This window comes from Salinibacter pepae, from assembly GCF_947077775.1.
GTDB lineage: Bacteria > Bacteroidota > Rhodothermia > Rhodothermales > Salinibacteraceae > Salinibacter > Salinibacter pepae.
The window spans coordinates 2,531,151-2,558,050 of sequence record NZ_CAMTTE010000001.1; the positions used below are offsets into that span (position 1 = coordinate 2,531,151).

The 26,900-nt window shown below is 65.4% G+C and carries 19 protein-coding genes and 1 riboswitch; of the genes, 8 read left to right on the forward strand and 11 right to left on the reverse strand.

All coding sequences use genetic code 11. From position 1 onward, the window contains the following. Positions 1–3 precede the first annotated feature (3 nt). Complete coding sequence (locus OJA40_RS10500; RefSeq protein WP_208425499.1) at positions 4–1,494, reverse strand: efflux transporter outer membrane subunit; 1,491 nt, start codon at positions 1,492–1,494, stop codon at positions 4–6. A gap of 40 nt (positions 1,495–1,534) precedes the next feature. Further along, complete coding sequence (locus OJA40_RS10505; RefSeq protein ID WP_263808979.1) at positions 1,535–2,212, reverse strand: TetR/AcrR family transcriptional regulator; 678 nt, start codon at positions 2,210–2,212, stop codon at positions 1,535–1,537. A 303-nt stretch (positions 2,213–2,515) separates the two neighbouring features. Between OJA40_RS10505 and OJA40_RS10510 the strand changes: the two genes are divergently transcribed. The 5 genes from OJA40_RS10510 to OJA40_RS10530 all read left to right on the forward strand — a co-directional run bounded on the left by OJA40_RS10510 (position 2,516) and on the right by OJA40_RS10530 (position 8,168). Beyond that, positions 2,516–3,004, forward strand: coding sequence for a peptidylprolyl isomerase (locus OJA40_RS10510; protein ID WP_263808978.1), 489 nt, complete (start codon positions 2,516–2,518; stop codon positions 3,002–3,004). 107 nt (positions 3,005–3,111) lie between these two features. Beyond that, positions 3,112–3,227: riboswitch (SAM riboswitch) on the forward strand. A gap of 125 nt (positions 3,228–3,352) precedes the next feature. Next, entirely contained in the window at positions 3,353–4,765 is a 1,413-nt protein-coding gene (locus OJA40_RS10515) for an O-acetylhomoserine aminocarboxypropyltransferase/cysteine synthase family protein (RefSeq protein ID WP_208425498.1), read from the forward strand. Positions 4,766–4,877: 112 nt separating this feature from the next. Continuing rightward, positions 4,878–5,936 carry a homoserine O-acetyltransferase MetX gene (metX, locus tag OJA40_RS10520; protein ID WP_208425497.1) on the forward strand — a complete coding sequence of 353 codons (1,059 nt, stop codon included), beginning with the start codon at positions 4,878–4,880 and terminating at the stop codon, positions 5,934–5,936. Between the two features lie 130 nt (positions 5,937–6,066). Next, entirely contained in the window at positions 6,067–7,020 is a 954-nt protein-coding gene (locus tag OJA40_RS10525) for an aspartate kinase (RefSeq protein WP_208425496.1), read from the forward strand. Positions 7,021–7,043: 23 nt separating this feature from the next. Continuing rightward, entirely contained in the window at positions 7,044–8,168 is a 1,125-nt protein-coding gene (locus tag OJA40_RS10530; RefSeq protein ID WP_208425495.1) for a homoserine dehydrogenase family protein, read from the forward strand. Between the two features lie 175 nt (positions 8,169–8,343). Here OJA40_RS10530 and OJA40_RS10535 read toward each other — a convergent pair whose 3' ends face one another. From OJA40_RS10535 to OJA40_RS10560, 6 genes are all read right to left on the reverse strand, one after another. Next, on the reverse strand, positions 8,344–12,336 hold the full coding sequence (locus OJA40_RS10535; RefSeq protein WP_263810606.1) for a hybrid sensor histidine kinase/response regulator: 3,993 nt from the start codon (positions 12,334–12,336) through the stop codon (positions 8,344–8,346). A gap of 513 nt (positions 12,337–12,849) precedes the next feature. Further along, the gene (locus OJA40_RS10540) at positions 12,850–13,581 is read right to left on the reverse strand and encodes a succinate dehydrogenase iron-sulfur subunit (protein WP_011403262.1); all 732 of its coding nucleotides are present in this window, start codon (positions 13,579–13,581) and stop codon (positions 12,850–12,852) included. A gap of 87 nt (positions 13,582–13,668) precedes the next feature. Further along, a complete protein-coding gene (gene sdhA, locus OJA40_RS10545; protein WP_208425494.1) occupies positions 13,669–15,411 on the reverse strand; it encodes a succinate dehydrogenase flavoprotein subunit in 1,743 nt (580 codons plus the stop codon). 135 nt (positions 15,412–15,546) lie between these two features. Continuing rightward, positions 15,547–15,999, reverse strand: a complete 453-nt coding sequence (locus OJA40_RS10550) for a succinate dehydrogenase hydrophobic membrane anchor subunit (protein WP_011403264.1) — start codon at positions 15,997–15,999, stop codon at positions 15,547–15,549. A gap of 52 nt (positions 16,000–16,051) precedes the next feature. Beyond that, positions 16,052–16,513, reverse strand: coding sequence for a succinate dehydrogenase, cytochrome b556 subunit (gene sdhC / locus OJA40_RS10555; protein WP_118830168.1), 462 nt, complete (start codon positions 16,511–16,513; stop codon positions 16,052–16,054). Between the two features lie 164 nt (positions 16,514–16,677). Next, positions 16,678–17,844, reverse strand: a complete 1,167-nt coding sequence (locus tag OJA40_RS10560; RefSeq protein WP_263808976.1) for a citrate synthase — start codon at positions 17,842–17,844, stop codon at positions 16,678–16,680. Positions 17,845–18,677: 833 nt separating this feature from the next. Between OJA40_RS10560 and OJA40_RS10565 the strand changes: the two genes are divergently transcribed. From OJA40_RS10565 to OJA40_RS10575, 3 genes are all read left to right on the forward strand, one after another. Continuing rightward, on the forward strand, positions 18,678–20,468 hold the full coding sequence (locus OJA40_RS10565) for an Rne/Rng family ribonuclease (protein WP_208425493.1): 1,791 nt from the start codon (positions 18,678–18,680) through the stop codon (positions 20,466–20,468). Positions 20,469–20,550: 82 nt separating this feature from the next. After that, positions 20,551–20,835 carry a hypothetical protein gene (locus tag OJA40_RS10570; protein WP_208425492.1) on the forward strand — a complete coding sequence of 95 codons (285 nt, stop codon included), beginning with the start codon at positions 20,551–20,553 and terminating at the stop codon, positions 20,833–20,835. Continuing rightward, on the forward strand, positions 20,825–21,685 hold the full coding sequence (locus OJA40_RS10575) for an MBL fold metallo-hydrolase (protein ID WP_208425491.1): 861 nt from the start codon (positions 20,825–20,827) through the stop codon (positions 21,683–21,685). Before OJA40_RS10570 ends, OJA40_RS10575 begins: the two co-directional genes overlap by 11 nt. An 85-nt stretch (positions 21,686–21,770) precedes the next feature. Here the strand turns inward: OJA40_RS10575 and OJA40_RS10580 are convergent, their stop codons facing one another. From OJA40_RS10580 to OJA40_RS10590, 3 genes are all read right to left on the reverse strand, one after another. After that, a complete protein-coding gene (locus OJA40_RS10580; protein ID WP_263810607.1) occupies positions 21,771–24,449 on the reverse strand; it encodes a S8 family serine peptidase in 2,679 nt (892 codons plus the stop codon). 182 nt (positions 24,450–24,631) lie between these two features. Continuing rightward, positions 24,632–25,702: a TolB family protein gene (locus tag OJA40_RS10585; RefSeq protein WP_208425489.1), complete on the reverse strand. Its 1,071-nt coding sequence runs from the start codon at positions 25,700–25,702 to the stop codon at positions 24,632–24,634. Continuing rightward, entirely contained in the window at positions 25,596–26,822 is a 1,227-nt protein-coding gene (locus OJA40_RS10590) for a TolB-like translocation protein (RefSeq protein ID WP_263810608.1), read from the reverse strand. Before OJA40_RS10590 ends, OJA40_RS10585 begins: the two co-directional genes overlap by 107 nt. Positions 26,823–26,900: the final 78 nt, after the last annotated feature.

Below are 26,900 nucleotides of genomic sequence, written 5' to 3' on the forward strand. Positions count from 1 at the left end.
GGGCTACCGGAACAGGCGCGGATCGTCGACAGGCTCCGCGTCCGTCCACGGCCCGCCGAGGGCACGATGGAGCGCGAGGCGCGCGTTCACGACGGCCAGCCCCACCCCGGCGAGACGCGTCTGCGCCTGCACGAGGGTGCGCTCCGCGTCGATCAGGGCGAGCACATCCCCCACGCCGCGCTCATAGCGGTCGCGCTGGGCCTGGAACGCATGTCGCGCGGTCTCCACCTGCCGCTCCACCTCGCGGTACCGTCGTCGCTGCTTCTCGTAGGCCACCAGGGACGCCTTCACCTCCTGAAAGGCGGTCAGGACCGTCTGCTCGTAGCGTGCGGCCTGCTGCTTGTAGCGCGCCTCGGCGGCGTTTAGGGCGGCGCGGAGCCGGCCGCCCTGAAACAAGGGGGCCGTCAGTTGGGCGGCGAAGCTGGCGAACACCTGCCCGGGATCCACCAGGTCGGCCAGCTCGCTGCTCTGGGTCCCGCCCTGCCCGGTCAGCGACAGGCTCGGCAGCATCTCGGCGCGCGCCACGCCGATCTCCTGGCGGGCCGCCTCCAGGCGGAGGGCCGCCCCGCGCACGTCGGGCCGCTGCATCAGTAGGTCCGCGGGCAGGCCCGCCGGCACCGGCTCGGGGGCAAGGGGAACGGTCATCGAGTCCGGGAGGAGCGCGCGCTGCTCCCCGGCGAAGCGGCCGAGGAGCGTCGCAAAGCGACTCTGGGCCTCGTAGAGCCGGCGCTCGAGGTCCGGCTGGTCGGCCTGGGCGGCCTGCAAGCTCTGACGGACGGTGTACAGCTGAAACGACGGCACGAGGCCCCGCGCGTAGCGGTCCTCGGTCACGGCGACGCGCTCCTCCAAGAGGCCGACCGTGCGCTCTCCGAGGCGCACCTGCCGCCGGAGGGACGCGATTTGGGCGTACGTCGAGATCGTCTGACTGATGACCGAGAGGCGGGCGGTCTGGAGGTCCGCGGCCGTGGCGAAGTACTGGCTGAGGGCCGCCGTGCGCTGGCTCCGCACGCGGCCCCAGAAGTCGAGCTCGTAGGAGAGGCCGAGCGTGGCCTGGTAGTCGGTAAACTCGAAGCGGTCCGGGCCCTGCCCCCCGCCGATGGCGCCGCCGATGCCGGTGTTGGCGGGCTGGTTCTGGTAGTTGCCCTGCCCGTTGGCCGTGACGCTCGGAAACAGGGGGGCCCGTGCAATCCGGAACTGTGCCGCCAGCTCCTCAACGCGCCCCTGGGCCTCCTCCAGATTGAGGTTGGCGGCAAGGGCGGTGTCGACGAGGGCCGTGAGGGACGAGTCTTCGTAGGCCGCCCACCACCGCGTGGCGTCGTAGGCGGTCGTGTCGGCGGCCGCGGCGGGCAGGGTGGTGTCGCCGGGAGCCGCCTCAAACCGGTCCGGGAGATCCCGCTCGGCGTCCGGGGTGGACATCTCCGGGGTCATCGAGCATCCAGCCACAGTGAGCGTCCCCAACAGAAAGCTGGCGATGAGCAAGCGAGGGCCTATCATTCAGTAGACGTTTCGACGTTGAACGGTTGAACGGATAACGCTACTCACGGGGGGCGGCCCGGGAGCCACTTCCCCCCTTCGGTCGGGGCGCAAGGCCGTGGTAGATGAGGTCGAACAGGTGCTCCTTCCGGGCCTCCACGAACGCGCCCCAGTCGTCCTCCGCGTCGGGGTGCATGATCTGCACGGTCGGCCGCGCCACGAAGAAAAAGAGGCAGGTCGAGACGACAGAGAGCATCGTGTGCTGCGGGTCGACGTCCCGAATCTCCCCGGCGTCCACGGCCGACGCGATGGTATCCACCAGAATTTGGGGCGGCGCATCGCTGGCGTTGGTCGGCTCCTCCAGGTGCGTGCCAAGCAGGCGTCCCCCGGTGAGGTTCTCCTGTACCATCAGGCGCATGGCCGCCTCGTCGGACCGGACGAATTCGACGTACCCGTCGATGAATGCGCGCAGGGTGTGCTCGAAGGTGGAGGCCTCCCGGAGCGACGTGCCGAACGAGGCCATGAACCGCTCCACCGTGTAGGTGAACACCTCCTCGTACAGTGTCCCCTTGTCCTGAAAGTAGTAGTGCAGCATCGCCTTGTTGATGTCGGCGGCGTCGGCGATCGCCTGCATCCGAGCCCCGTGCCGGCCCTCCCGGGCAAACACGTGGAGCGCCGCGTCGAAGATCTGCCGCTCCGTCTCGGAGTACTCGGAAGGAAAGGGGGAAGGGGGGGCCATGGAGAGCGCATCTGAGGCAGAAGCGATTGCTGTAATCGAAGGCCCACTGCTTGGTTCAACCAAATGGTTAACTGTCATGTAAAGAGAGGCGCCTCCCCGGCGGGGCCTGGCGGACCGGGGGCGACGTGAAGGCGGCGCGGTTTCGCCGAAGGGGACAGGGGCCGTCCAGGCGCGCTCCGGACCCGTCGCCGGGGCGGCAATGGGCTTTCCGGAAAGACGACGGCGGCCCCGAAACACCACCCCGTGCCTGCCGTCGGACAGGCGCAGTTGCGTTTTCCTTTTTGCCGATGTCCTCTTCTCGCCATGGCCGACCATCCGCAGTGGGACCACCCGCCCGACCTCCAAATCGAAACGGACGCCGTCTACGAGGCGGCCTTCGAGACCAGCAAGGGCACGATCCACGCTGAGCTCTATCCCGAGCACGCCCCCCACACGGTCAACAACTTCGCCTTCCTCGCCGACGAGGGCTTCTACGACGGCACGCCGTTCCACCGGGTCATTGAGGGCTTCATGGTACAGGGCGGCGACCCCACCGGCACGGGCCGGGGCGGACCGGGGTACGAATTCGACGACGAGATCGACAGCAACCCTCTCACGCACGAGACGGGCGTCCTCTCGATGGCGAATGCGGGCCCCAACACGAACGGCAGTCAGTTCTTCATCACGCGGGCGCCGCAGTCGCACCTCGACGGCAAGCACACCGTGTTCGGCGACGTGACCGATGGGCAGGATGTGGTCGACGCGATCGAAGAGAGCGACACGCTGAAGAGCGTCACCGTCGAGAAGCAGTAGCGCAGGCGACGCGCCGGCCACCGGCCTAGCTGGTTCTTCACAATCGAGCGTTGACATTGCCGGACGCAGCGCCTAGCATTGACGCTGCTACATTACTGGTAGCATCACATTCATCCAGAAGGGTGAAGGGAGCAGGCCCGATGAAGCCCTGGCAACCGCCGTCGGCACCCCCGACGGAAAGGTGCCCCATCCTGCCTCGACCGCTGTCGAGGAAAGATGAGTGGGATCCGCGACCCTCTTGGTTGCTGATCCCCATCTGCTTTCCTGGCGGCTGGGGATTTTTCTTTTGTCTCCGGTCGCGTCGGCACATAACGGAGCGCCCTCCGGGCCTGTCCACGGCTCTTCTGGATGAGCACTTGCATCCTCTTCATCCAGAGAGCCGATCTTTTTATGAGTGCCCAGAACGGACAGCACGACCCTCAGGAATCCGAGCGGCCCGACGCCCCCGAGTCGCCCCGCTACGAAACCCGTCAACTCCATGCGGGGCAGGAGCCGGACCCGGCCACCAACGCCCGGGCCGTGCCCATCTACGCGACCACTTCCTACACCTTCGACGATGCGGAGCACGGGGCCGACCTCTTCGCCCTCGAAGAGTTCGGCAACATCTACAGCCGCATCATGAACCCGACGAACGACGTCTTCGAGAAGCGGGTGGCCGCGCTCGAAGGCGGCGTCGCGGCCGTCGCCACCGCCAGTGGGCAGTCCGCCCAGTTTCTGGCCCTCAACACCCTCTGTGAGCACGGGGACAACATCGTCTCCACGAGCTACCTCTACGGCGGGACCTACAACCAGTTCAAGAACTCCTTCCCCCGCCGCGGCCTCGACGTCCACATCGCCGACGGCGACGACCCGGACTCGATCGAACGCCTGATCGACGCGGATACGAAGGCGGTCTACCTGGAGACGATCGGCAACCCGCGCTTCAACATCCCGGACTTCGAGCGGATCGCCGACATCGCCCACGCCCACGGCGTGCCGCTGGTGGTGGACAACACGTTCGGGGCGGCGGGCTTCCTCTGCGCGCCCATCGAGCACGGGGCCGACATCGTCACGGCCAGCGCGACGAAGTGGATCGGCGGGCACGGCACCACCATCGGCGGCGTCATTGTGGACGCGGGCACGTTCCCGTGGGACAACGGCCGCTTCCCCGAGTTCACCGAGCCAAATCCCAACTACCATGGCCTGCAGTTCTGGGAGACGTTCGGCCCGGACGGCGTGCTCGACACGAACGTCGCCTTCGCGATGCGGGCCCGGGTGGAGGGCCTCCGCGACTTCGGCCCGGCCCAGAACCCGTTCGGTTCCTTCTTGCTGCTGCAGGGCCTCGAAACGCTCTCCCTGCGCGTGCAGCGGAGCTGCGACAACGCCCTTGCGCTGGCGACGTGGCTCCGAGAGCAGGACGCGGTGTCGTGGGTCAGCTACCCGGGCCTGGAGGACCACCCGTACCACGAGCGGGCCAATCGGTACCTGGAGAACGGCTACGGCGCGGTCCTCACGTTTGGCGTGGAGGGGGGCGTCGACGGCGGCAAGCGCTTCGTCGAGAACGTGGAGCTGGCCAGTCACCTCGCCAACGTGGGGGACGCGAAAACGCTCGTTATCCATCCCGCCTCTACCACGCATCAGCAGCTGACCGAGGAGGAGCAGCAGGCCTCCGGCGTCGAGCCCGACATGGTGCGGGTCTCCGTCGGCATCGAGCACATCGACGACATCAAGGCGGACTTTGATCAGGCGTTTGCGGCGCTGCCCTCGCCGGCGGCTGCGTGAATTGAAGCGTGAAGCGTGATGCGTGAGGGGACGTCTCGGCTCACGTTTCACTTCTCACGCATCACGTTCCTCCCATCCTGCTTGTGCTGTGTAGTCTTTTCCGCCTCTTCCGATGCCAAAGACTCTCACCCTTCCCGAGTTCACCCTCGAAAACAGCACGACGCTGCGGGACGTGCCCGTGGCGTACCGGACGTGGGGCACCCTCAACGCGACCGGCACCAACGCCGTCCTGGTGTGTCACGCCCTCACCGGCGACACGAACGTGGCCGACTGGTGGGGCGGGCTCCTCGGGCCCGGCCGTGCTCTCGATCCCACGGAGGACTTCGTGGTGTGTCTGAACGTGCCGGGGTCCCCCTACGGCTCGGTGGCGCCGGTGACGGTGAATCCGGAGACCGGCGAGCGCTACGGGGCCGGCTTCCCGCCGTTCACGACCCGCGACACGGTCCGGCTTCACCGGCGCGCGCTGGAGGCCCTCGGTGTGCAACGGGTGGCGTGTGCCGTGGGCGGATCGATGGGGGGCATGCACGTGCTGGCGTGGGCCTTCGAGGCGACCGACGGCGGGGCGCCGTTCGTGCGGTCGCTCGTGCCCATTGCCGTGGGGGGGCGCCATACGGCCTGGCAGATCGGATGGGGGGCGGCGCAGCGGCAGGCCATCTTCGCCGATCCGAAGTGGCGGGGCGGTCACTATTCGCCGGACGCCCCCCCGACGAGCGGCCTCGCCACGGCCCGCATGATGGCGATGGTGTCGTACCGGTCCCGGTCGTCCCTCGACGGCCGGTTCGGGCGGGACGCAATGCCGGAACAGGACGGCACGCCCTACGCCGTGGAGAGCTACCTACGCCACCACGGGGACAAGCTCGTCGACCGCTTCGACGCGAACTGCTACGTGGCCCTGACCCGTCAGATGGACACCCACGACGTGGCCCGCGGCCGCGGCGACTACGCGGAGGTGCTGCGGGGCATCGAGCAGCCAAGCCTGGTCGTGGGCATCGACTCGGACGTGCTGTATCCGTTGTCCGAGCAGGAGGAGCTCGCGGAGCACCTGCCCAGCGCCACCCTGAAGGTGCTATCGGCGCCGCACGGACACGACACGTTCCTCATTGAGCTCGATGCCCTCAACGATCTTGTGTCGACGTGGCGGGCCAGCACCTGTTCGTCCGTGGCGGCCTGAGCCGCGATCCGGGCGTGGACAATGGCTGGACGACAGCCTCCCCTCTCCCCGGCGCCCCGGTGGAGGCATCCGCCACGGCACGTCATACCGCCCCACTACGCATCATCCCTCGCGACAGCACTGACTGATCATGCCTGATCGTTCCTTCTCTTCGACGGAATGCGCGTCCCGTCCCGTCCGCGTTCTCAAATTTGGAGGCACGTCGGTCGGCTCCGCCGAAGGCATAAAAAATGCGGTCCGCCTCGTCTGCACCGCCACCGAGACCTGTCGGCCGGTCGTGGTGGTGTCTGCCGCGGCGGGCGTGACGGACGCCCTCGTGCAGGCCGCAGAGGAGTCCCGGGCCGCCCGGGGCTCCGTCGAAGCCTGGACGCGGCGGGTGGGGCGGCGCTACCGCGCCCTGGCCGCGAACACCCTTGCCGACGAGGCGCTGCGGGCCCGCTACGACACCGCCTTGCGGGCAGAACGCTCGAAGCTGCGCCGCGCGCTGCGGGAGATGGCGGGGCCAAACGCCGCCGCGGCTCGTGACGTTGTGCTGGCCGCCGGCGAACGGCTGATGGTGCCGCTGCTGGCCGCCGCCCTCGACGCCTCCGGGTGCACATCGCAGGCCGTCGACGCGGCAACACTCATCCGCACCGATGCCGCGCACGGCGACGCGACGGTGCAGTGGGCCCCCACCCGGCGGCAGGTGCGCGACTGGCATCGGACGCGGGCCGCCGGCCTGCCGGTCGTCACGGGCTTCGTGGGGGAGACGGCCGACGGCAAGACGACCACGCTCGGCCGCGGGGGAAGTGACTGGTCCGCTGCCGTCCTCGCCTGGGCGCTGGAGGCGGAACGGATGGAGCGCTGGACCGACGTGGAGGGCCTGTACACCCGCGACCCGGATGCGCACAGCGACGCGCGGCCCCTCCAGCGCATCGACTTCGAGCAGGCCCGCGCCTGGACAAAAGCCGGACGGCTCGGCATGCACCCGTGCACCCTCGATCCGCTGATGGACGCCGGCATTCCGCTCCGCGTCCGGTGTACGCACCGCCCCGCGGCCCCGGGCACCCGCATCGTCCCCGCCTCAACCCTCGCTCAGGGGTAACTCTGCATTGATACACCCATAGGATGGCTTCTCATTCGTTCTCGACCTCTCCCCCAGTCGCCCCGTCAACGTCCTCGTGTTCGTCCCCGGTTCATGTATACGTGGCAGGCGTGGGGGACGTGGGGGCGGCCCTACTACGACAGATCGACGCCCGCGGGGACGCCGGGCGGGATCTCCGTGTGGTCGGCGCCTGCACGTCGCGCCGCGCCGCGTGGGGCGCCCCCAATCGCGAACCGGAGGCCCCGCTCGCCGGCGTGGACGAGGCCGCGCCGCCCGACTGGCCGGCCATCGTGGATCGTCTTGCGCAGGAGACGCCGCGCCCGCTCGTCTTCGTGGACGCGACCGGCAGCCCCGACGTGGCGGACTACTACGAACCACTCCTCCAGGCCGGGGTCCACGTCGTTACGCCGAGCAAGCTCGCCAACACCCGCTCGCAGGCCGCCTTCGACCGGCTGCGGGAGGCGGCGGCGGAAGCGGGCGTGCAGTACCGCTACGAAACGACCGTAGGGGCGGGGCTGCCCGTGGTGCAGACCGTTCGGAACCTCGTCGCCACCGGCGATCGCGTTCGTTCGATCCGCGGGGTCGTCTCCGGCACGCTCACCTTCTTGTTCAGCGCGCTGCGAGACGGGTCCTCCTTCAGCGAGGCGGTACGGGCCGCCGTCGACCGGGGGTACGCCGAGCCTGACGTGCGCGACGACCTTTCGGGGACGGACGTGGCGCGGAAGTTCTTGATCCTGGCGCGCACTGCCGGCTACGCCGTCGAGCCCACGGAGGTACAGGTCGAATCCCTGGTGCCGGATTCACTCGCCGATGCGCCCTACGAGGCCTTCCTCGATCGCCTCTCGACGGTGGACCCACACTGGCGGGAGCGGTCGGCGGCCGCGGCGGCCGAGAGCGCGGTCCTTCAGTACGTGGGCCGCTTTTCGCCGGAGGGGATTGAGGTGGGGGTTGAACCGGTGCCGGGCGATACGGCCCTTGGGCAACTGGGGGCACAGGAGAATCTGTTCGAAGTCACGACGGACCGGTACGCCGCCGTTCCCCTCGTCGTGCGCGGGCCCGGGGCGGGCCCGTCTGTGACGGCCGCGGGGGTGCTGGCGGACGTGCTCACGGCGGTTCGGGAGGCCCGTCCACCGTCGCCCCCGGCGTAAGTGGAGGTCCGCGTGGGGGGGGGAGGGCCGAGGTCGGCTCGGGCCCGTTGATCTCGATTCCCCGTGATGCCCCCTCGTTCGTCTGGCGTCTGGCGGTGCCTTCCTTTTTGGGATGAGAGTCGGGGCGTGTGCACGCCGCTCCGAACCGGTCCGGGCGCCTGCTTTTCCGCAGCGACTACGCGTCGGGGGCCGAGCGGTCCTCAGGCGGGGAGGCGGCCGTCCTCGCCTCGTCGGGCGCAGTGCCAAGGTCCAGGGCCTCGGCCAGCTCGTCTTTCCGAATCGGCTTGCTGAGAAACGCGTCCATCCCTGCTTCCAGGCAGCGCCTGCGGTCGTCCTCCGTGACGGAGGCCGTGAGGGCCACGACGTAGGGCTGTTCTTCAGACGGCATCTCGTTCCGGAGGCGGCGCGTCGCCTCCAGTCCGTCCAACTCCGGCATCTGCACGTCCATCAAGATGGCGTCGTAGGCGCGGTCGCGGACCGCCGCCAGGGCCTCCGCCCCGTCGGATGCGGTGTGAACCTCGTGCCCCATCTTCTCCAGCAGTTGCGTCGTCATCGTTCGGTTCACGGCATCGTCCTCCGCGAGGAGCACACGACGAGACGGCGAATCGGGGCCGGACCGATCGCCGTCCTGTCCCGAGCCGGCATTCTCACGACCTGTCAGAAGCGCGGTCAGCGTGTCGTGGAGGCTCGACTGCTTGATCGGTTTGTGGAGCCGAGAGGTGGGGGCCGTGGGGTCGGGTGTGGCGGCCGGCCCGGCCCCGAGGAGGACGACCGGAAGCTCCGTCCCGGACGCTCGTTCTCGAAGCTGAGTCGCCAGCGCGTGTCCGCTCATCTGCGGCAGGTGCTCGTCTATCAGGGCCACCTCGTGGGGACGGTCCGCGTCCAGCTGTTGGAGCGCCTCGTCTCCGGATGCGAAGACGATCGCCTCCATGCCCCACGTCTCCGTCTGCTGCCGGAGGAGTGCACGGGTGGTGTCGTTGGGGGCGACAATGAGAACCTGCACGCCCTGCATGGCGGAAGACGATCCGGTCGCGACTCCGTTTTCGTCGGACTGCTCGGCGTCTTCCGCTTCTTCCGCCTCAATCGTGAAGTGGAACGTGGACCCCTCCCCGACCGCACTCTCGACCCACATCTCGCCGCCCATCGCTTCTGTCAGTTGCTGCGAGATGGAGAGGCCGAGCCCGGTCCCTCCGTGCTCCCGGCTCTTCGACGCATCGACCTGGCTGAACGACTCGAAGAGCCGGTCGCGCTCCCCCTCCGGAATGCCGATGCCGGTATCCCGCACGCTGAAGTGGAGCTTATGCGTGCGGCCCGGCGTGGCGGGCGACGACGCCACCCGGACCCGGAGCGCAACCTCGCCCTCTTCGGTGAACTTGACCGCGTTGGACAGCAGGTTGAGAAGAATCTGATGGAGGCGGGTTCGATCTCCGCGGATCACGGACGGGACCGCCGGGTCGATCAGGTAGGTCAACTCGATGCCCTTCTCCGCCACCTTGGCGGCGAGCGGATCCAGCGCCTCCTCGATGCAGGCTTGTACGCGGATGGGCGCCTCGTCCAGCTCCGTCTCGCCGGCCTCCAGCTTCGAGAAGTTGAGGATGTCGTCGATGATTGAAAGGAGCGTGGTCCCACTGCTCTGGATCGCGTCCACGAACTGCTGCTGCTCGGGCGTCAGGTCGGTGTCGGAGAGCAGGTCGGCAAAGCCGATGACCCCGTTCATCGGCGTGCGGATCTCGTGGCTCATGTTGGCGAGGAACGTGCTTTTGGCCTCTGCTGCCGCGAGCGCCTCTTCACGGGCCTCTTCGAGCTCTTCTGTCCGCTCGGCCACCTTCGCCTCCAGAAGACGCTGCCGTCGTTGTAGGCTCCAGGTGCGCCACCGGATGAGCCCAGTCACCAGCCCGATGCCGCCGATCGCGCAGAGGAGGTAGAACCATGTCGTCCGCCAGAACGGCGGTGTGATGGTGAAGGAATAGGCCTCCACCGGGCTCCATACGTCGTCACTGTTGGCGGCCTGGACCTGAAAGGTGTACGAACCGGGGGGCAGATTGGAGTAGGTGGCCCGCTGTCGTTTGGTGGCCGTTGACCATCTCTCGTCGAGCCCCTCCAGGCGGTACCTGTACGCGACCCGCTCCGGAACGGTGTAGTTGATGCCGATGAAGCGAAAAATGAGGTGGTCCTTGTCGTACGGAAGCGACAGATTGGTCGGAAGCTGCTCCCACGGGGTGGTGCCGTCCGCGTACCGGCCCCAGTCGGGGTCTTCGGGATAGAGCTGAACGTCCGTCAGGTGGGTCTGAGGCGGCGCAGGCCGTCCCCGGTCCTGTGCGGGATTGTAGCGCACGAGGCCTGTGCTCGTCCCGAACCAGAGCACGCCGCCGTCGGCCTCGTAGGTCGCATGCTCGGTCGCCACGCCCCCTCGCAGATCGACGTCCTTGTCGTAGGAGCGAACCGACACCCGCCCCGTCCGGTGGTACGCGTCCACGTCAATCCGGTTGAATCCCCCCTCATTGCCGACCCAGAGGTTGTTGTGCCGATCGAGGTGGAGATTCACTGCGCTCGTGCCGTTGAGCCCATCGTCCGGGGTGATGCGGCGGAGGGAGGCCGCTTCGCCCTGTTGCGGGGGCGGATGGACGAACACCCCGCGCTGCGTCCCAATCCACAGGTGCCCCTTTGCGTCCACCTCCAGGCTCAAGACGCCCCCGAGATCTGCGCTGTCGACGGCCGGGGTGGGGTGAAACGAGTCCCCGTCGAAGCGGCTTGCGCCCTCTCCGGCCCACACCCGGCCCGTATCGTCAACGGTCACACTCCGGACCTGGTCGCTCGTCAGCCCATCGGCCGTTGTGAAGCGGGCAAAGCCGGAGCCGTCGTACCGGAGAAGCCCACGCTCGGTGGTCGCAAACCAGAGCGTGCCGGAGCCGGTCTCCACGATGCGGGTCACTGTGCCGACGGGATCGCCCTCGACCCGGTCGTACGAGGTGTAGGTGTCTCCGTCGTACCGAAAGAGCGTCGACCGGGCGGCGATCCAGAGAACATCGTCCTGGGTCCAATGGATCGAGGTGAGCTCCTGCCGCAGTTGGTCGTCCGGGCCCGGCACGTCGGTAAAGGAGGTGCCGTCGTAGCGGCTCAGCCCGTTGCGGGTTGCAATCCACAGGTTCTCGCTGGGTCCCTGATCGACGTCCCACGAGATGTCTCCGGGAAGGCCGTCGGCCGTGGAGAAATGGTCGAAGGGGGTGTGCGGGTACTTGTAGAGGCCCTCCGAATCGGTGGTGACCCAGACATTTTGCTCCTGATCCGCGAAGAGGCCCTGTACAGACACATCGCCGATGGCGGTAGGCCGGAGCCGCCCGTCCCGCCAGCGATACAGGCCGGACCGGGTTCCGAGCCAGGGGGCCCGCCCCGACGGGGCCAGGATGGAGAGCACGTCCCGGTCCGACGTGCCGGGCAGCTTTTCGAAGCGGGAGCCGACGCGCCGAAACAGTCCCTGCCCGGTCTCGACCCAGAGACGACCGCTTGGCGGGGCGGCAAGCGTGGTCGCCGACGCCGTGGCCCCGCCGTCCACGACGGACAGGGCGGTCAGTGTGGAGTCGGTGTACCGGTACAGGCCGTCGCTCGTCCCCACCCAGAGCGTGTCGCCTCGGCTGGCGAGGCCGTCGGGGTAGAGGTTCTGAAGGCGGTCCGGGGCGAGAGGCCGCAATTCCTCTCCGTCGTGGACGTACACGTTGTCGGATGTGCCCACCCATACGGGGGTGCCGTTCGTGCCCCCCACGATCGACTGAATGCCGTTCTGCACGAGCGCGCTGTTGCCCGCCGTAAGCGTTGTTATCTCCCGCCCGTCGTAGCGGGCCAGTCCGCTCATGGTCCCGACCCAGATCGCTCCGGTCGAGTCGGTGTGAACGGCTGTGGACAGGTTGCCCGGAAGGGCGTCCGTCATCGTGAAGTGCCTAAACTCTTGGCCGTCGAATCGGGCCAGTCCCCCTCCGTACAGCCCCAGCCACAGGTACCCTTCCGGTCCCTGAAGCCCATCCCATACCTGCATTTTGGGCAGGCCGTCCTCGGTCTCGTACGCGGTAATGCGCTTGTTTTGAGCGGCGGCGGGACTGGACAGCAGGAGAGCGCCCACGACGATTCCACACGCGAGGCGGATCCCGTACCGTTTCAAGGCACTGTGCAGCATCCACACGACGTCATCGCTTCGGTGCACGGGAACGAGTCTCCTGGAAGAAGAAGGGAACCCCAAATGCTCTGCGGCGCCCGGCTACAAACACTCACAAATACAAAGCCAGGTCCGCATCCGGGACAGATTTCTCTGGTGATGTTCCAGAAAAGAAAATGTGTGGCGGGGTCGTTCTGTTGATCGGGCACGCTGAGGCGTGCGTTTATCCCCGCGTCTCGGCAGCCCTGTCGGTTCTGTTTCCGGATCGCCGCAAGGAGGGCTGCCGTGTAGCGCCCCCCGGTCGACCTGATTGAGAATGCCAAGCCCCCTTTGTCACCAATTTCGCTGGCCGTTCGGAGGCCCCGTGCGTCGCGTTGACGATCGGCCGGTGGACCGGCCAGCCCCGTATCGCTGGGCGCGTTCCGGGACGCACCCGGCGGCGTGGGGGACGCCGACACGAAAAAAGCCTCCTGCTTGGGGGCAGGAGGCTTCGGTGGAGACAGAGAATCGGGCAGGGCCCCTGTGGGGGCGCGGCTAGGCCGTCGTGGACGCCTGGGACGTCGCGGCGCGGCGCTTCAGGGCCGAGAGCCAGCGCGTGATGTCGATGTCCTTGGGGCAGGCCTCGTTGCAGTTGAAGATGGTGTAGCACTTCCAGAGGCCATCGGGCGAGTCGACCACGTCGAGGCGCTCCTCGGCCCCGTCGTCGCGGCTGTCGAAGGTGTAGCGGTACGCCTTCAGCATGGCCGCGGGCCCGAGGTAGTCGGGGTCGGCCCAGGTAGAGGGGCAGGCGTGCGTGCAGGCGCCACACATGATGCACTTCGTGGCGTCCTCGATCATGGCGTGCTCCTCGGGGCTCTGCTCCCGCTCCCGTTCCGGGGCGGGCCCGTCGGTGATGAGCCACGGCTTCACCTCCCGGTACTTCTCGAAGAAGCGGCTCTGGTCGATGATAAGGTCCTTCACCACCGGGGCGGAAGGGAGGGGGGCATACGTGATTGTGTCACCATCCTCGTCTACCAGATCCTGCACCAGCACCGAGCAGGCGAGCTTGTTCTCGCCGTTAATCTGCATGGCGTCGGACCCGCAGATGCCGTGCGCGCAGCTCTTGCGCAGCGAGAGGGTGCCGTCGATGTGCCACTTTACGTGGAGCAGGAGCGACAGGGCGCTGTCGAGCGGGTCGGCCGGCACCTCGTACGACTCCCAGTGTGGCTCGTCGTCCTCCTCGGGGTTGTATCGCTTGATTTCAAGATTGAGCTGCATCTCAGCCATAGGTCCAAAAAACGCTGTGCGTGTGGAGACATCTGCGGAAACAGGGTGCGGGGCCGGATTGCCGGGCCCACGGTCGGGTCGAGTGCCCTAGTAGCTGCGCTCCTTCGGCTCGAACCGGGTGATGACGACCTCCTTGTCGTCGAACTCGTAGCTGCCGTTGGCGTCGCTGTGGAAGAGCGTATGCTTGAGCCAGTCCTCGTCGTTGCGCTCCTCGTAGTCTTCGCGGGAGTGGGCCCCTCGGCTCTCCGTGCGGTGACGGGCCCCGGCGGCGATGGCCTCGGCGTAATCGACCATGAAGCCCACCTCCACCGCGTCCATCAGGTCGGTGTTGAACCGCTTGCTCTTGTCGTCCACGACCACGTTCTTCGCGCGCCTCCGAAGGCCCTGCAGGTCGTCGAGGGCCGTGGAGAGCGTGTCGTCGTTGCGGAAGACGGACACGTTCTCCATCATCGTCTCCTGCAGCTCGCTCCGCACGTTGACGATGGGCTCGCCCTCATCGCGGGTGTTGGAGAGCAGGTCGTCGAGCATGTCGCGCGTGTCCGCCTCCGGCTTCTCGGGCAGCGGGGCGTAGTCCTTACCCTGGCGCACCTGCTTGGCCATCTCGATGCCGGTGCGGCGGCCCATCACCACGAGCTCCAGGAGGGCGTTGGTGCCGAGGCGGTTGGCGCCGTGGATGCTCACGCAGGCGCACTCGCCCACCGCGTAGAGGCCCGGCACGTACTCGCCCCGTTCGCCCACCTCCACGTGGCCGTCCTCATTGGCCGGAATGCCGCCCATCGCGTAGTGGCAGGTGGGCACCACCGGAATGGGCTCCTCCTTCGGGTCCACGCCCATGTAGGTCCGCGAGAACTCGGTGACCTCCGGCAGCTTGTTGTCGAGGATCGCGTTGTCGAGATGGGTCAGGTCGAGGTGGACGTAGTTCTCGCCCTGCACGCCCCGGCCCTCTCGGATCTCCTGGTAGATGCACTGGCTCACGAGGTCGCGCGGGGCGAGGTCCTTCACCGTCGGCGCGTAGCGCTCCATGAAGCGCTCCCCCTCGCTGTTGCGCAGGATGCCGCCCTCCCCCCGGGCGCCCTCCGTGATGAGGATCCCGAGGCGGTAGAGGCCGGTCGGGTGGAACTGGACGAACTCCATGTCCTCCAGCGGGATGCCGTTGCGCAGCATGATGCCCATGCCGTCGCCCGTGCCGGCATGCGCATTGGAGGTGGTCTCGAAGGCACGGCCGTAGCCGCCGGTCGCGAAGCACACCTGCTTGGCGTGGAAGGTGTGGATTTCGCCGGTGAGGATTTCGTAGGCCACCACGCCGGCGCACTCCCCGTCCTCCGTCATGATGAGGTCCAGCACCTGAAACTCGTCGTAGAACCGGACGCCCTGCTTCGTGCACTGGTCGTAGAGCGTGTGCAGGATTGTGTGGCCGGTGCGGTCGGCGGCGTGGCAGGAGCGCTTGACGGGCGCCTCGCCGAAGTTGCGGGTGTGGCCCCCGAACCGTCGCTGCGAGATCTTGCCCGCCTCGTTGCGGCTGAAGGGCACGCCGTAGTGCTCCAGCTCCACGATTGTGCGGGGCGCGTCCTTGCAGAGCGCCTCGATGGCGTCCTGGTCCCCCACGTAGTCGCTGCCCTTCACCGTGTCGAAGGCGTGCCACAGCCAGTGGTCCTCCTCCTCGTTGCCGAGGGCCGCGGCGATGCCGCCCTGCGCCGCCCCGGTGTGGGAGCGGAGGGGGTGCAGCTTCGAAACCACCCCCACGTCGGCCCCGCCCTCGCGGGCATACAGGGCGGCCATCAGGCCAGACCCGCCCGCTCCAACAACGACGACATCGTGCTCAAAAGTCATGGTGTTCGATTGCGTTGGTCGAGTTCAAGTAGAATGCCTTCCCAAGTCATCGTCGCCAGTTGCCAGTCACGAGTGGACCTTGAAGCGTCCGTCGCACGGAAAAAGTGCTCGTAACCCATGGGGCATGGCTCGCCGTCACCACCCGGCCGTAAGCACCGAGTAGGTTCCAATGATGAGCAGCCCGAGGGCCACCGTCCACGACAGCGACTTGGCCACCAGTCTTCCCATCGGGTCGCGGATGTAGTCGGTCATCACGTTGTTCAGGCCGTAGAAGCCGTGGTGGAGGGCCACGACGAGGAACAGGATGTTGAACCCCTTCCACAGCACCGCATAGACCGGGTCGGCCAGCCGCTGCATCACCACCTGGTACGGGGTGGCCTCGGCGTCCGGCCCGAAGCGGGCCTTCACCCCCTCCTTCGCCTCGTCCGGGTAGTCCGGCATCTCGTTTTTCTCCGTCACCACCTCGTGGGTCACCGAGGCGGCCTGGTGGTCGTAGTGCTGCACCCAGAAGTGGGTGATCAGCATGAAGATGAGGAAGGTGCCGGTGATGCGGTGGAGAAACCAGTTCAGCGCGTTGGTCTGAGCCATAGCAACAGGGGGCCGGAGGGTGAGCTGGGGGCGGAAAGGCGGGCCGGGGACGCTACAGGAACAGGGTCGGCATCGACCCGGGCCCGAGGAGCCACTCGCCGAGCGCGTAGATCGACGGCCAGCCGCCCACGGCGATGATGACGGCCGTCACGGCCCCCAGCGTCCAGAACAGTTTTTTCTGCTTCGGGCTCCATCCCAGGAAGTCGATGAGCACGAGCCGAAGGCCGTTCATCGCGTGGTAGGCCACGGCCACCAGGAGGGCAAACTCGCCGACCTTAAAGATGGGGCTGTGGTACTTGGCGATGAGCGCGTTGAAGGTCTCCGGGTCCGTCAGTGCGGTCAGGCCCCAAATGTGGACGATGAGGTACACGACCAGGCCCACACCGGTAAGGCGGTGCATCAGCCAGGCAAACATGCCGGTCCGGATGCGATAGGACTGGAACCGACTCTCCTGCTCGGCGGTCGCGTTCGTCTCTTGAGGCGCCGAGGGGCGTTCTTTGGTGTCAACGGCCATGGGGCTGATGGGGATTGTGACGTGGCAAAACAACCGGGGCAGGCGAGGGCACGCGTCAGATCGTAACTCGCCCTATACAACAATACCCGCAGTAGGGATCAAAATGAAGGGGGAGAGGCAGAGGTTTCGGGAACCGAAGATTTGCTTCGGCCCCCGAGCGCCTCCTACCGCTCCGCAAGGGGCGCCACAGTCCGGTCGCGAGCCCCCACGTACTGGGCGCGCGGTCGGATCAGGCGGTTGTCGGCCCACTGCTCCAGAAGGTGGGCGGTCCAGCCGGCCGTGCGGCTCAACGCAAAGATGGTCGTGAAGAGGTCGGGGTCGAGCCCGAGCTGGTAGTAGGTGGGGCCGCTGAAGAAGTCCACGTTGGGGGCGATGCCCGTCTCCTCCGTCATCGTCTCGTGGATTTTCGTGGTGTACTCGTACCACTTCATGTCGCCGGCCTCTTCGCTGAGCTCTTTCACCATGGTGCGGAGGATGGCGGCGCGAGGGTCCATCGTGTTATACACGCGGTGGCCGAAGCCCATCACGCGCTCGTCGGCGTCGAGGCGGTCCTGGATGTACGACGTCGGGTCCGCGCCCTTCTCGTCGATGTCGAGGAGCATGCGCATCACCTCCTGGTTGGCCCCGCCGTGCAGCCGCCCCTTCAGGGCGCCGACCGACCCGGAGACCGCGGAATACATGTCCGAGAGGGTCGACCCGATGACCCGGCTGGTAAACGTGGAGGCGTTCAGGCCGTGGTCGGCGTGTAGCACGAGGCACACGTCGAAGGTGTCCTCGGCGGCCGCGCCCGGTTTCTCCCCGTTCAGCATGTAGAGGAAATTGCGGGCCATCGAGCCGTGATCCAGCGGGGCGACCGGCTCCTTGTCCTTCCGCAGGCGATCGAACGCCGCGATGATGGTCGGAATCTGGGCGAGGATGCGGTCGGCCTTGCGGTGGTTGGCGCCCTCCGCCATCGTGTCGGCCTCCTCGTCGTAGAGGGCGAGGGCGGACACCGCCGTGCGGAGGACCGCCATGGGGTGGGCGTCCGCGGGCGTCTCGCGCAGGAGATTCAGGATGGGGGCGGGGAGGGCCCGCTCGCTCCGCAGGTGGGACGAGAAGTCGTCGAGCTCGGACTGGGTGGGAAGCTCGCCGTGGCGGAGCAGGTACACGACCTCTTCGAACGAGGCGTGGTCGGCGAGGTCGTGGATGTCGTAGCCGCGGTAGATGAGTTCGCCCTTGTCCCCATCGATGGAGGACAGCTCTGATTCGAGGGCAATGACGCCCTCGAGTCCTCGGGCCTTGATGGGGGCCTTGTCGGTTGTCAACTCCGTTACAGATTCTTGGTCAGCCATATCGAAGAACGTGTGTGGTGAAAGCCGAAGTGGAATGGAAACAGCATGGCCGTCACGGCCGAAGGGACGGACCCGGACGCAGGCAGGCGGGGCGCTGCGAAAGACGATGTAGGAGGGCGGAGCGGAGGGCTCGCGTTCAGTGAGTCCGCCCGGGAACGCTTTTGCAGAAAGCCCCGAGGGCCCGCCCACGCAGGGGGCTTCCCACTGCAGAGCAACATTTGGAGCTGTCCTATTATACAAACGACGGCGCGGCGGACTCACGAATTTTGATTTAAGGGAGGGCTCAGGGGGCGCTGGCCGTCTTGCGTCCCCCTGGGGATCATTCAGGCCGGAAAGACAATACTCTTAGGTGACATTCGGCACTTACGGGAAGCGTTCCCGAAGGTGCCAGGGATGTGTTCATGCACGCGAGCAGCCGAAAACACGCAATCGACCACGGCATGGCTCGCGGGGCGAATCCGGGGACACAGGCGCGCGGGCCGACCGCTCTGCACAGCAGAAACACGGCCTGCGCCCCGTCGCGGTCCCCATTCGGCTTCGTCTACTGACCCGCATCCCATTCCGTTTGGCTGTGTCCGGACACAGGGAGGCAGCCCCGTTCGAACCCATTGCTCACGAGTCAATCCGTGCCCGAGCACTCGGTGCCGGTTCAGGGTCCGGTGGGCGCCGCACGGCGGTGCCTCGCAGCCAGTCGTCACATCACGCCTGGCCGACCCTGGTGGCAGCTCCGCTTGGTCCCTTCGCTGTTGTTCCGTTTGTACTGATGGTGCGAAGCGCCCGTTGGACCCACTCCCGCCCGCCGGCACAGGGGCAGGCACACCCCGACCCCACATATGTCCAAAGAAATTGTCTTCAACGTCGGCAACGAGCAGACGCGCATCGCCATCGTCGAAGATGGCAAGCTCGTCGAGCTCTACATTGAAAACGCCGAGCACAAGCGCACGATTGGCAACCTGTACCTGGGGCAGATCCGAAAGGTGATGCCCAGCATTCAGGCGGCCTTCGTCGACATCGGGCAGGAGCAGGACGCCTTCCTCCACTTCTCGGACCTGTCCGACAACCTGCCGTACCTGCTCGACTTCCTGGGGCTCGAGGCGCCGACGGTGGAGGCGATCGATGTGCCGACCGGAAAGAAGGACTGGGACAAGCGGCCGTCCGACCTGCTGAACCGCGGGCAGACGATCCTCGTCCAGGTCACCAAGGAGCCCATCTCGAACAAGGGCAGCCGCATCTCCACGGACATCTCGCTCGCGGGGCGCTTCCTGGTGCTGGTGCCCCTTCAGAACTACGTTGCCGTCTCCCGCAAGATTACCGACGACGAGGAGCGCCGCCGCCTCGAGTCCCTGGCCAGCAGCCTCGTCCCCGACGGCGTGGGGGTCATCGTGCGCACCGTGGCCCAGGACCGTGACGCCAAGTCGCTGGACAAGGACATGAAGCTGCTGATGGAGCGGTGGCGCCGCGTGGAGAAGCGCCTCAAGGACAAGCCGAGCCCCCCGGAGCTCGTGCACGAGGATGTGGACATGGCGTCCTCCATCGTGCGGGATGAGTTTTCGGAGGAGTACGACCGCATTCTGGTCGACCACGAGGGGCTGTACAGCAGCATTCAGAGCTACGTGCGGGCCGTGGGGCCGCAGCTGGTCGACCGCGTGGAGCTGCACAAGGGCAACCAGCCGGTCTTCGAGTCGGTGGGCATCCAGCACGGGGCCGACCGCGCGTTCAAGGACCGTGTGGAGCTGCCGTCCGGCGGCTACCTCTTCATCGAGAAGACCGAGGCGATGCACGTGGTCGACGTGAACTCGGGGCGCTCCGGGAAGGGCAAATCGCAGGCCGAAAACTCGCTCAACGTGAACCTGGAGGCCGCCCGCGTGATTGCCCGGCAGATTCGGCTCCGCGACCTGGGGGGCATTATCGTCGTCGACTTCATCGACCTGCGGGACGAGGACGACAAGAAAAAGGTCTACGACGAGGTCAAGAAGGGCTTCGAGGAAGACCGGGCGGTGACGAAGGTGCTGCCGATGAGCGACTTTGGGCTCGTCGAGATCACCCGCCAGCGGCTCCGCCCCAGCATCACGACGACCTTTTCGTCGGCCAACGGGACCCCGTCCGACGACGGCGACGACGGGGCCGACCCCGAAGAGCTCCGCCAGGCCGAGCGCAAGATTCAGAGCCTGGAGAAGGAGGTGGAGAAGCGCGAGCGCGAGGTGGAGCGCCTGAAGGCGGAGGACGACACCCCGGACGAAGAGGTGACGGCCCTGCGGCAGAAAATTCAGGCGCTCGAAGACAAGCTCGAAGCGGCCCGGGCCCAGCAGACGGCGGAGAACGCAACGCCACGTCCGTCTTCGTCGGATGGACCCGCCGCCTCCGCAGAGGGGGACGCCGCCCCCGACGAACTTGTGGAGGACATCGAGCAGTGGCTCGTGGCGCACAGGGACACCCACCGCGCCGTGACGCTCCGGGTGCATCCGTTCGTCGCGGCGTTCCTGCGGCGCCCCGTGCCCACGTACACGACCCGCTGGTTCATGGAGCACCTGGTGCGCGTCCACGTCGAGGCGGACACCGGGGTGCCACCGCACACCTTCCAGGTCACGGATGCGTCTGGGGAGCCCCTTCCGGAATCGCCGTAGCGGGGGCCGGCGACGGGGAAACAACTGGGGGGCAGCCCAGGATGAAATGGCGCACGTTTCTGTTGGAGTGTGACTGTGCGGTATGGACACCACTACGATTATCGACGAACTGGAAGGGGTTGCGGCCCGGCTGGGGATCGAGGTGCGGGCCGAGCCCGGCAACTTCCGCGGGGGCCGTTGCGTCGTGGCGGGGGAGGAGGTGATTATGCTCAACACGAACGACCTGCCCGAGACGCAGCTGGTGGTGTTGGCCGAGGCGTTGCGGGACGCCCCGCTCGACACCATCTACCTGAAGCCGGCGGTGCGTCGGGCCCTCGAAGCGGCCTGGGCGGAGCACATGTCGGCGGAGGCCTCACATGACAATTAGCCCCAGCGTGTCCACAAACGTGTCGCCGGCCGACCGCCACGCCCGTACGCCCCCGGTTACCGCCACCTTGTTGGGGACGGGCACCTCCACCGGGGTGCCCGTCATCGGGTGCGACTGCGAGGTATGCACCTCCGCTGACCCCCGCGACACGCGCACCCGCTGCGCCTGCTACGTGGAGGTGGGCGACCTGGGCCTCCTCATCGATACGGGCCCGGACTTTCGGGCGCAGGCGCTCCGCGAACGCATCGACCGCATCGACGCGGTCTGCTACACCCACCACCACTTCGACCACGTCGTGGGGCTCGATGACCTGCGGCCCTACTTTCGCGACAACCACCGCGTGATGCCGTGCTACGCCCACGCCGAGACCGCCGCGGTGCTCCGGCGCAACTACGACTACGTCTTTGGGGGGGACCCGTATCCCGGCGCCGCGAACGTGGAGCTGGAGGTCGTGGATGGCCCGTTCCGCGTCCCGAGCCGCACCGCCGCCGACACCGCGGTGCCCGTCGACCCCATTCGGCTCCAGCATGGCGACGTGCCGGTGTACGGCTACCGCCTCGGCCGCTTCGCGTACCTCACGGACGCGAGCACCATCCCCGAGGCCAGTTACGAGCAGCTGCAGGGCATCGACACGCTCGTCCTGGACGGCCTCCGGCCCCGGCCGCACCCCACCCACTTCTCGTTCGACGAGGCCGTGGCCGCCGCCCGCCGCATCGGGGCGCGCGAGACGTACCTCGTCCACATGACCCACGACGTGCGCCACGCCGAGGCGGAGGCCGCGCTGCCCGACGACGTCCACCTCGCCCACGACGGGCTCACCCTGGAGGTGCCGGCGTACGACACTGCGTAGGACAACAAACCTCCGCCCGGAGGCTTCCGGGCGGGGGCGGTGCTTGTTCGGGCCGATGTGAACGTGGAGAACATCCGTGCTGGAGTTACCGCACGACGGTAATCTGCTCGGTCGTAGCGAAGTCCTCGCCGGTGGCCCGCAGGAAGTAGGTCCCGCTCGTAAAGCCGGTTGACGAGACATCCAACCGGAGGCGCTGCAATTCCTGCGCCGGCAGTGGGCCGTCGTGTAGCGTGGCCACCCGGCGGCCGAGCAAATCGTAGAGGCGTACGCTCACGTTCTGCCGCTCCTTGACCGCCAGCTCGACGCTGGCTCTCTGCTGGACCGGATTCGGATACGTGGAGAGCCGGTAGGCCTCGTCCATCGCGATCTCTGCCGTCACCGGTTTCGTATAGCGCCGAACGTTGCTCGTCTCGCTGTTACCGACTGCTCTGAGGGGGGAACCGGTATCCTGCGGCAGGCCGACGCGGAACTGGTGCGTGCCAATCTCCAATTCGTCGGTGCGGTAGCGATAGGTCACAGCTTGTGACGAATCGGTGCTCATTGAGTCGCCGGCCGGCACGGTGCCGAGCGTAGACCACTCAGCCGTTGAATCGGCGCGGTGCTGGAGGGCAAATTCAGAGGGAAGGTCCGACTCGCCTACCGCCTTCCAACTCACGTGGATGGACCCGTTGGTGTGCGTCTCCGCTCGGACGTTGCCAAGAACGAAGGATCCCTCGCTGGCTGCCAGACAGATTCGGTTTAGCCCGACGGCATTACAGCCTCCACCCCCGCCGCCTCCACCCCCATTATTGTTGATGGTCACTTTCGTTTGTGCTGAGGCGGTCTCACCGTTCTTGGAGGCCTCTACCTTAATGTCGACGATTATGGTACTGGAGATATAGTCCTGGCCCCAACTGACCGAGGGACCAGAGCCGATTTGATACCATCCGCTTCCCTGGTCGACAGACCATGTGTATGACGCGCCGTCGCGGGAGGTGTAGGCGGTCCAGGTCCCCTGCTCGCCCTCGTCCAGGTACGTTGGGCCGGAGAGGGAGGCTTCTAAAGGCGGAGGTGGTGGAGGACCTTCTGTACCTACCGCTGTGTAGGCAATGTTAAAATTTTTAGAAACTTTCGGAATCCGCTGGTCCTTCGCGCACCGTCTGCCCCAGCTATCGAAGAAGTCAGCCTCCCAGTAATACCCGCGAATCGTCAGTCCGCGTCCGTCGGCATCAACCACACGGACCCCTTCAATGAGAGGATTGAAGTACGATACCTGACCGATTCGGCTGTTGTACCCGTTGCTCTTCCCCCAGCGGACCCATACGTCAGGAGTGCTCGAGAACGTTTGAGAGTAGGGCACGCGGGCCTTGAATTCGTAGAGATATCCCTGAGCGACGGGGCAGTTCTGGAAACCAACGGGGGTAAAGTTCCAGTATCGGTTTCCTTTCAGGTCGACGGCACTGCGGATCTTCTTTTTGGAGATCACAGACTTCACAGATTGCCGACTGCGCTGCACGTCATTGTTGCGAACAAAGGATAGAGCCGCATCTGCATCGATGGCACCGGCACCTGTATAGTCGTCCCGTCCGGGGGAGCCTGCGTCGCGGGCCGTTCGCTTCAGAATTTCCTCAATGTCCTCGCCGGTGAGGGTGGGCATCTCGGCTTTGAGGAGACCGGAGACCCCTGCACCGATGGAGGCGGAAGCGGCAGTGGTAGTGAATTCGGTGTCGTACTGGTCCGACCCGGTGCCGGAGATCCCTACCGTTTCTTCGGCGAAGGCCGATACGTCTACGTAAGCGGCCGGTCGGGTGCTGTCCCATTTGACAAGCGTGTCATCAGCGTCCTGATCTACTCCACCGACTGTCACCGCGTACGGGTCAAACATACCGGGGAGGTGCCGGGGGGGGATATCGCCGTCTCCATCGAGATTCCCCGCAGGTGTCACTACGACCCCACCGTCTTTCGCTACCGCAAATCCAACTTCGTCCCGAAACAGGGATCCGGGATCGGGAGGCGTCGTACAGCTGCCAAACCACCCCCCACAAATTGCTTGTCCGATACTTTTAATCGTGTTCCAGGCGGCAGTCGCTAAGGTTTTGTATGGGTCCGGGTCATCTAAGTCGTCGGGATCTCGATCAAACAAGTCCATGGACTCATCAGGATCCGGCGGTCCCTCCAAGGTTGGATCGTAGTCGGCAGGGTCACCGCTGGGAAGTCCATATGAGAAAAGATGAACGTCGACTCCGTTGCTTCGGCCCTTACTGAGTTGATCGCTGAGCCGATAGAGGTTCAAGTAGTAGGTCTCCTGCGTTCCATCGGGCCGCTCGAAGGTAACCGTGTCTTCTTCGTCGCCGCTACATCGAGAGTCACTTCCACAGGTGCTGTTTTCCGTCAGCACGCTATAGGACTGCAGAGTAGCGGCCCGGTCGATGCCGGTCATGCCAACATTGTTGTTCGTGCTGGCGCCGACAATGCCGGCCATTTCGCTGGCGATGTCGAGTTCGGGCTCCAGAAGCGTCCCAACCGGGGACGCCAGGCGGCTGGAGGAAAGGTCCTCGTGGTTTTGGATGAAGCCCGTCTGGGAGTAGACGCCGATTTTCACGTTTGAGGAGCCGGTCGTATAACTCCAGGCTTGGTCCACCCGGTGCACGTCGAAGAGGTACTGCTGCTGGTCGACGAGAGGATCGTTTGTCTGGTTTTGAGCAAGAAGAGCGCTCGGCGCTGCGAGCAGGCCGAGGAGGATTGTGAAGAAAAATGCGCGCGAGAGTGTATGTAGAGCGTTCATCGTGGCCCTCTTGGTCTGATGAAAAAGGAACAAGAGGGACTGGGTTTGAGTGCCGCACACGCAAACGAGGGGCGCCTCCCGGCGATGAGCCGGAAGCCAGTCCCGTGTGCCCCGTTTGCGGTTGAAGTCCCTGGCGTGCCGGCAGCACGTCAGGGACTTATTTGTTGATTATAGAACGGCAATCACCTCCGTGGCGTCAGTTTGTTGAGCGATTGCGTCGAGAGGGTGGGAAAGTCGGGCACTGAATCGGGGAGGGTCGGCCAGAGCGGCTCGGCTTCCATCGTCTCCAACTCGAAACGAAAGGGCACGTAGCGGGCGCCCTGGCCTTGATTTACATCCCGGCGGAAAATGAAGTACGAACCATTAGATCCGCACCGGGGAATATCTCCTCCTAGTGTTGTGATTTGTCGAGCATTCTCACCGCGAGATTCCATTATGAATAGCTGTTTTGCGTTCTGAACCTCTCTGGCTTGGAAAATATAATTCGTTCCTGGACATGCCACTGGGGTGTCGACCAGATCGAGCGAGTCTTCTGGAAAATCAGTAATCCACTGCCAAGTGCTATCGGCAAAGTTATACCGAGCGAAATTGCCGCTTGGCGGGCTGTTATCGCGAAGATATTTTTTTCCAATCGCATACTCGTGGTTTTTCCCGAAAGAAGCTGATTCAAAAAGTTCTGCTAGTGGACCGATAGTCGTCGAGTCAGAGGTATCAACAATGTAGAGTCCTCGTGGAAATGGCTGCTGATAGGCCTTCTGGTGAGCGAAGACCAAAAGTCGATGGCCATCCTCGAACCACCCAGAGCTACTCACGACGGGAAAAGAAAGTCGCTGATGGTTTTTGCCAGTCCACTGTCTCGTCTCCATCGTCTCCAAATCAATCGTGTAGACGTAAAAATCAATTCCAGTAGCAACTGTAACTGCGAGTCTATCCTCAGTCGGATGCCAGTCAGCACCTAAAACATTGACACCGATGAGACGGGCATTTTCCCCGTTCCGGTCAACGATCCAGAGCTGATTTTGTGGATCGGATGGTTCACCAGGTGTTCGTTCCCGAATGAGTGCAACTTGATCTCCATTCGGGCTCGGAAATAGCTCTGGAATGTGTTCAGTATTCGGCAGCGGATCCCCGCCGTACTCACCAGAATCAAAGATTGGCTCTTTGGTGGGCGGTTCGGTGGGCCCGGTGCAGGCGAGTGCCACCAAGAATGTTGCGAGCAGGGCGAGGCCGAAGGTCGAGAGGAGGCGAGGCATCGGATAGCACGGAAAGTTGAAAGTCTGCGGAGATGTCTACCGAGGGAGCGTAATCGTTTTTTTTTTCGAGCGTTTGCGACGAGAGCGGGGGAAAGTCGGGAACCGAATCGGGAAGGGCGGGCCAGAGGGGATTATCTTCCATCGTGGCCATGTCGAAGCGAAAGGGGACGTAGCGGGCACCTTCGTTCCGGTTTACGTCACGACGGAAGACGAAATACGAGCCGCCGTAGCTCCACCGCGGATTGTCGCCCCCTAGTTCTGTGATTTGCCGAACCTTTTCCCCGCGGTGATTCATGAAGAAAAGTTGAGGGGCATTTTTGACCTTCCGGCTCTGAACGAGCGTCGTACCGGTCGGACTTGGCACAGGCGGGTCGACGTGCCGGATGAACGAGTCTTTCTGAAGGTCCGAAATCCAATGCCAAGTGCTATCGGCGAAATTATAGCGAATGAAATTGCCGCTCAGTGGATTATCGTTCTGGAGATATTTTCGTCCTGTGGCATACCTGTCCTTGTTGCCGAGAAAGGCAGATTGCATAAATTCAAGAAGAGGTCCAGTAGTCGTGCTGTCCTGAGTGTCGATGATGTAGGTGCCCCGGGAGAATGGCTGCTGGTAGGCCTCCTGAGCTACGGATACCAAGAGGCGGTTTCCATCATTGAACCATACTGGATTGTTCACAACCGGAAATGACAGCCGCTGACTGTCTTTTCCAGTCCACTGTGTGGCTTCTCCAGTTTCCAAATCAATCGTGTACGTATAGACGTCAATTCCACTCACAACTGTGACTGCCAGTGACCTCCCGTTCGGCGACCAATCAACAGTTCCAGTATTCACGGAGATGAGGCGTGGATTGCAGCCATCTCGATCCACAATCCAGAGTTGATTCCGCGGGTTGGACGGCTGACCGGGCGTGCGCTTGCGAACAAGGGCATAGCGGTCCCCACTCGGGCTCGGCTTCACGTTCGAGAGGTGTTCGGTGCCCGTCAGAGGGTCGCCGCCATACGCGCCCTCTTCGAAGGTCGGCTCTTCCTTTTTTGGTTCGGTAGGTGTCGAGCAGGCCGCGGCGATGACCACGGCGCCGACGACAGTGCTTGCGAGGATGGGGAGCAAAAAACGTCGCATGGCAAAACTATCATCGAAGAAACACAAGCAAGAAAACGAAGCGTGAATCGGACCGGTCTTCGGAACCGCCTTCCTTCG

Excerpts from the sequence above, each read along its gene's own strand:
- OJA40_RS10500 (WP_208425499.1), bottom strand. The coding sequence starts at position 1,494 with ATGATAGGCCCTCGCTTGCTCATCGCCAGCTTTCTGTTGGGGACGCTC.
- OJA40_RS10505 (WP_263808979.1), bottom strand. The coding sequence starts at position 2,212 with ATGGCCCCCCCTTCCCCCTTTCCTTCCGAGTACTCCGAGACGGAGCGG.
- OJA40_RS10510 (WP_263808978.1), top strand. The coding sequence starts at position 2,516 with ATGGCCGACCATCCGCAGTGGGACCACCCGCCCGACCTCCAAATCGAA.
- OJA40_RS10515 (WP_208425498.1), top strand. The coding sequence starts at position 3,353 with ATGAGCACTTGCATCCTCTTCATCCAGAGAGCCGATCTTTTTATGAGT.
- metX (WP_208425497.1), top strand. The coding sequence starts at position 4,878 with ATGCCAAAGACTCTCACCCTTCCCGAGTTCACCCTCGAAAACAGCACG.
- OJA40_RS10525 (WP_208425496.1), top strand. The coding sequence starts at position 6,067 with ATGCCTGATCGTTCCTTCTCTTCGACGGAATGCGCGTCCCGTCCCGTC.
- OJA40_RS10530 (WP_208425495.1), top strand. The coding sequence starts at position 7,044 with ATGGCTTCTCATTCGTTCTCGACCTCTCCCCCAGTCGCCCCGTCAACG.
- OJA40_RS10535 (WP_263810606.1), bottom strand. The coding sequence starts at position 12,336 with ATGCTGCACAGTGCCTTGAAACGGTACGGGATCCGCCTCGCGTGTGGA.
- OJA40_RS10540 (WP_011403262.1), bottom strand. The coding sequence starts at position 13,581 with ATGGCTGAGATGCAGCTCAATCTTGAAATCAAGCGATACAACCCCGAG.
- sdhA (WP_208425494.1), bottom strand. The coding sequence starts at position 15,411 with ATGACTTTTGAGCACGATGTCGTCGTTGTTGGAGCGGGCGGGTCTGGC.
- OJA40_RS10550 (WP_011403264.1), bottom strand. The coding sequence starts at position 15,999 with ATGGCTCAGACCAACGCGCTGAACTGGTTTCTCCACCGCATCACCGGC.
- sdhC (WP_118830168.1), bottom strand. The coding sequence starts at position 16,513 with ATGGCCGTTGACACCAAAGAACGCCCCTCGGCGCCTCAAGAGACGAAC.
- OJA40_RS10560 (WP_263808976.1), bottom strand. The coding sequence starts at position 17,844 with ATGGCTGACCAAGAATCTGTAACGGAGTTGACAACCGACAAGGCCCCC.
- OJA40_RS10565 (WP_208425493.1), top strand. The coding sequence starts at position 18,678 with ATGTCCAAAGAAATTGTCTTCAACGTCGGCAACGAGCAGACGCGCATC.
- OJA40_RS10570 (WP_208425492.1), top strand. The coding sequence starts at position 20,551 with ATGGACACCACTACGATTATCGACGAACTGGAAGGGGTTGCGGCCCGG.
- OJA40_RS10575 (WP_208425491.1), top strand. The coding sequence starts at position 20,825 with ATGACAATTAGCCCCAGCGTGTCCACAAACGTGTCGCCGGCCGACCGC.
- OJA40_RS10580 (WP_263810607.1), bottom strand. The coding sequence starts at position 24,449 with ATGAACGCTCTACATACACTCTCGCGCGCATTTTTCTTCACAATCCTC.
- OJA40_RS10585 (WP_208425489.1), bottom strand. The coding sequence starts at position 25,702 with ATGCCTCGCCTCCTCTCGACCTTCGGCCTCGCCCTGCTCGCAACATTC.
- OJA40_RS10590 (WP_263810608.1), bottom strand. The coding sequence starts at position 26,822 with ATGCGACGTTTTTTGCTCCCCATCCTCGCAAGCACTGTCGTCGGCGCC.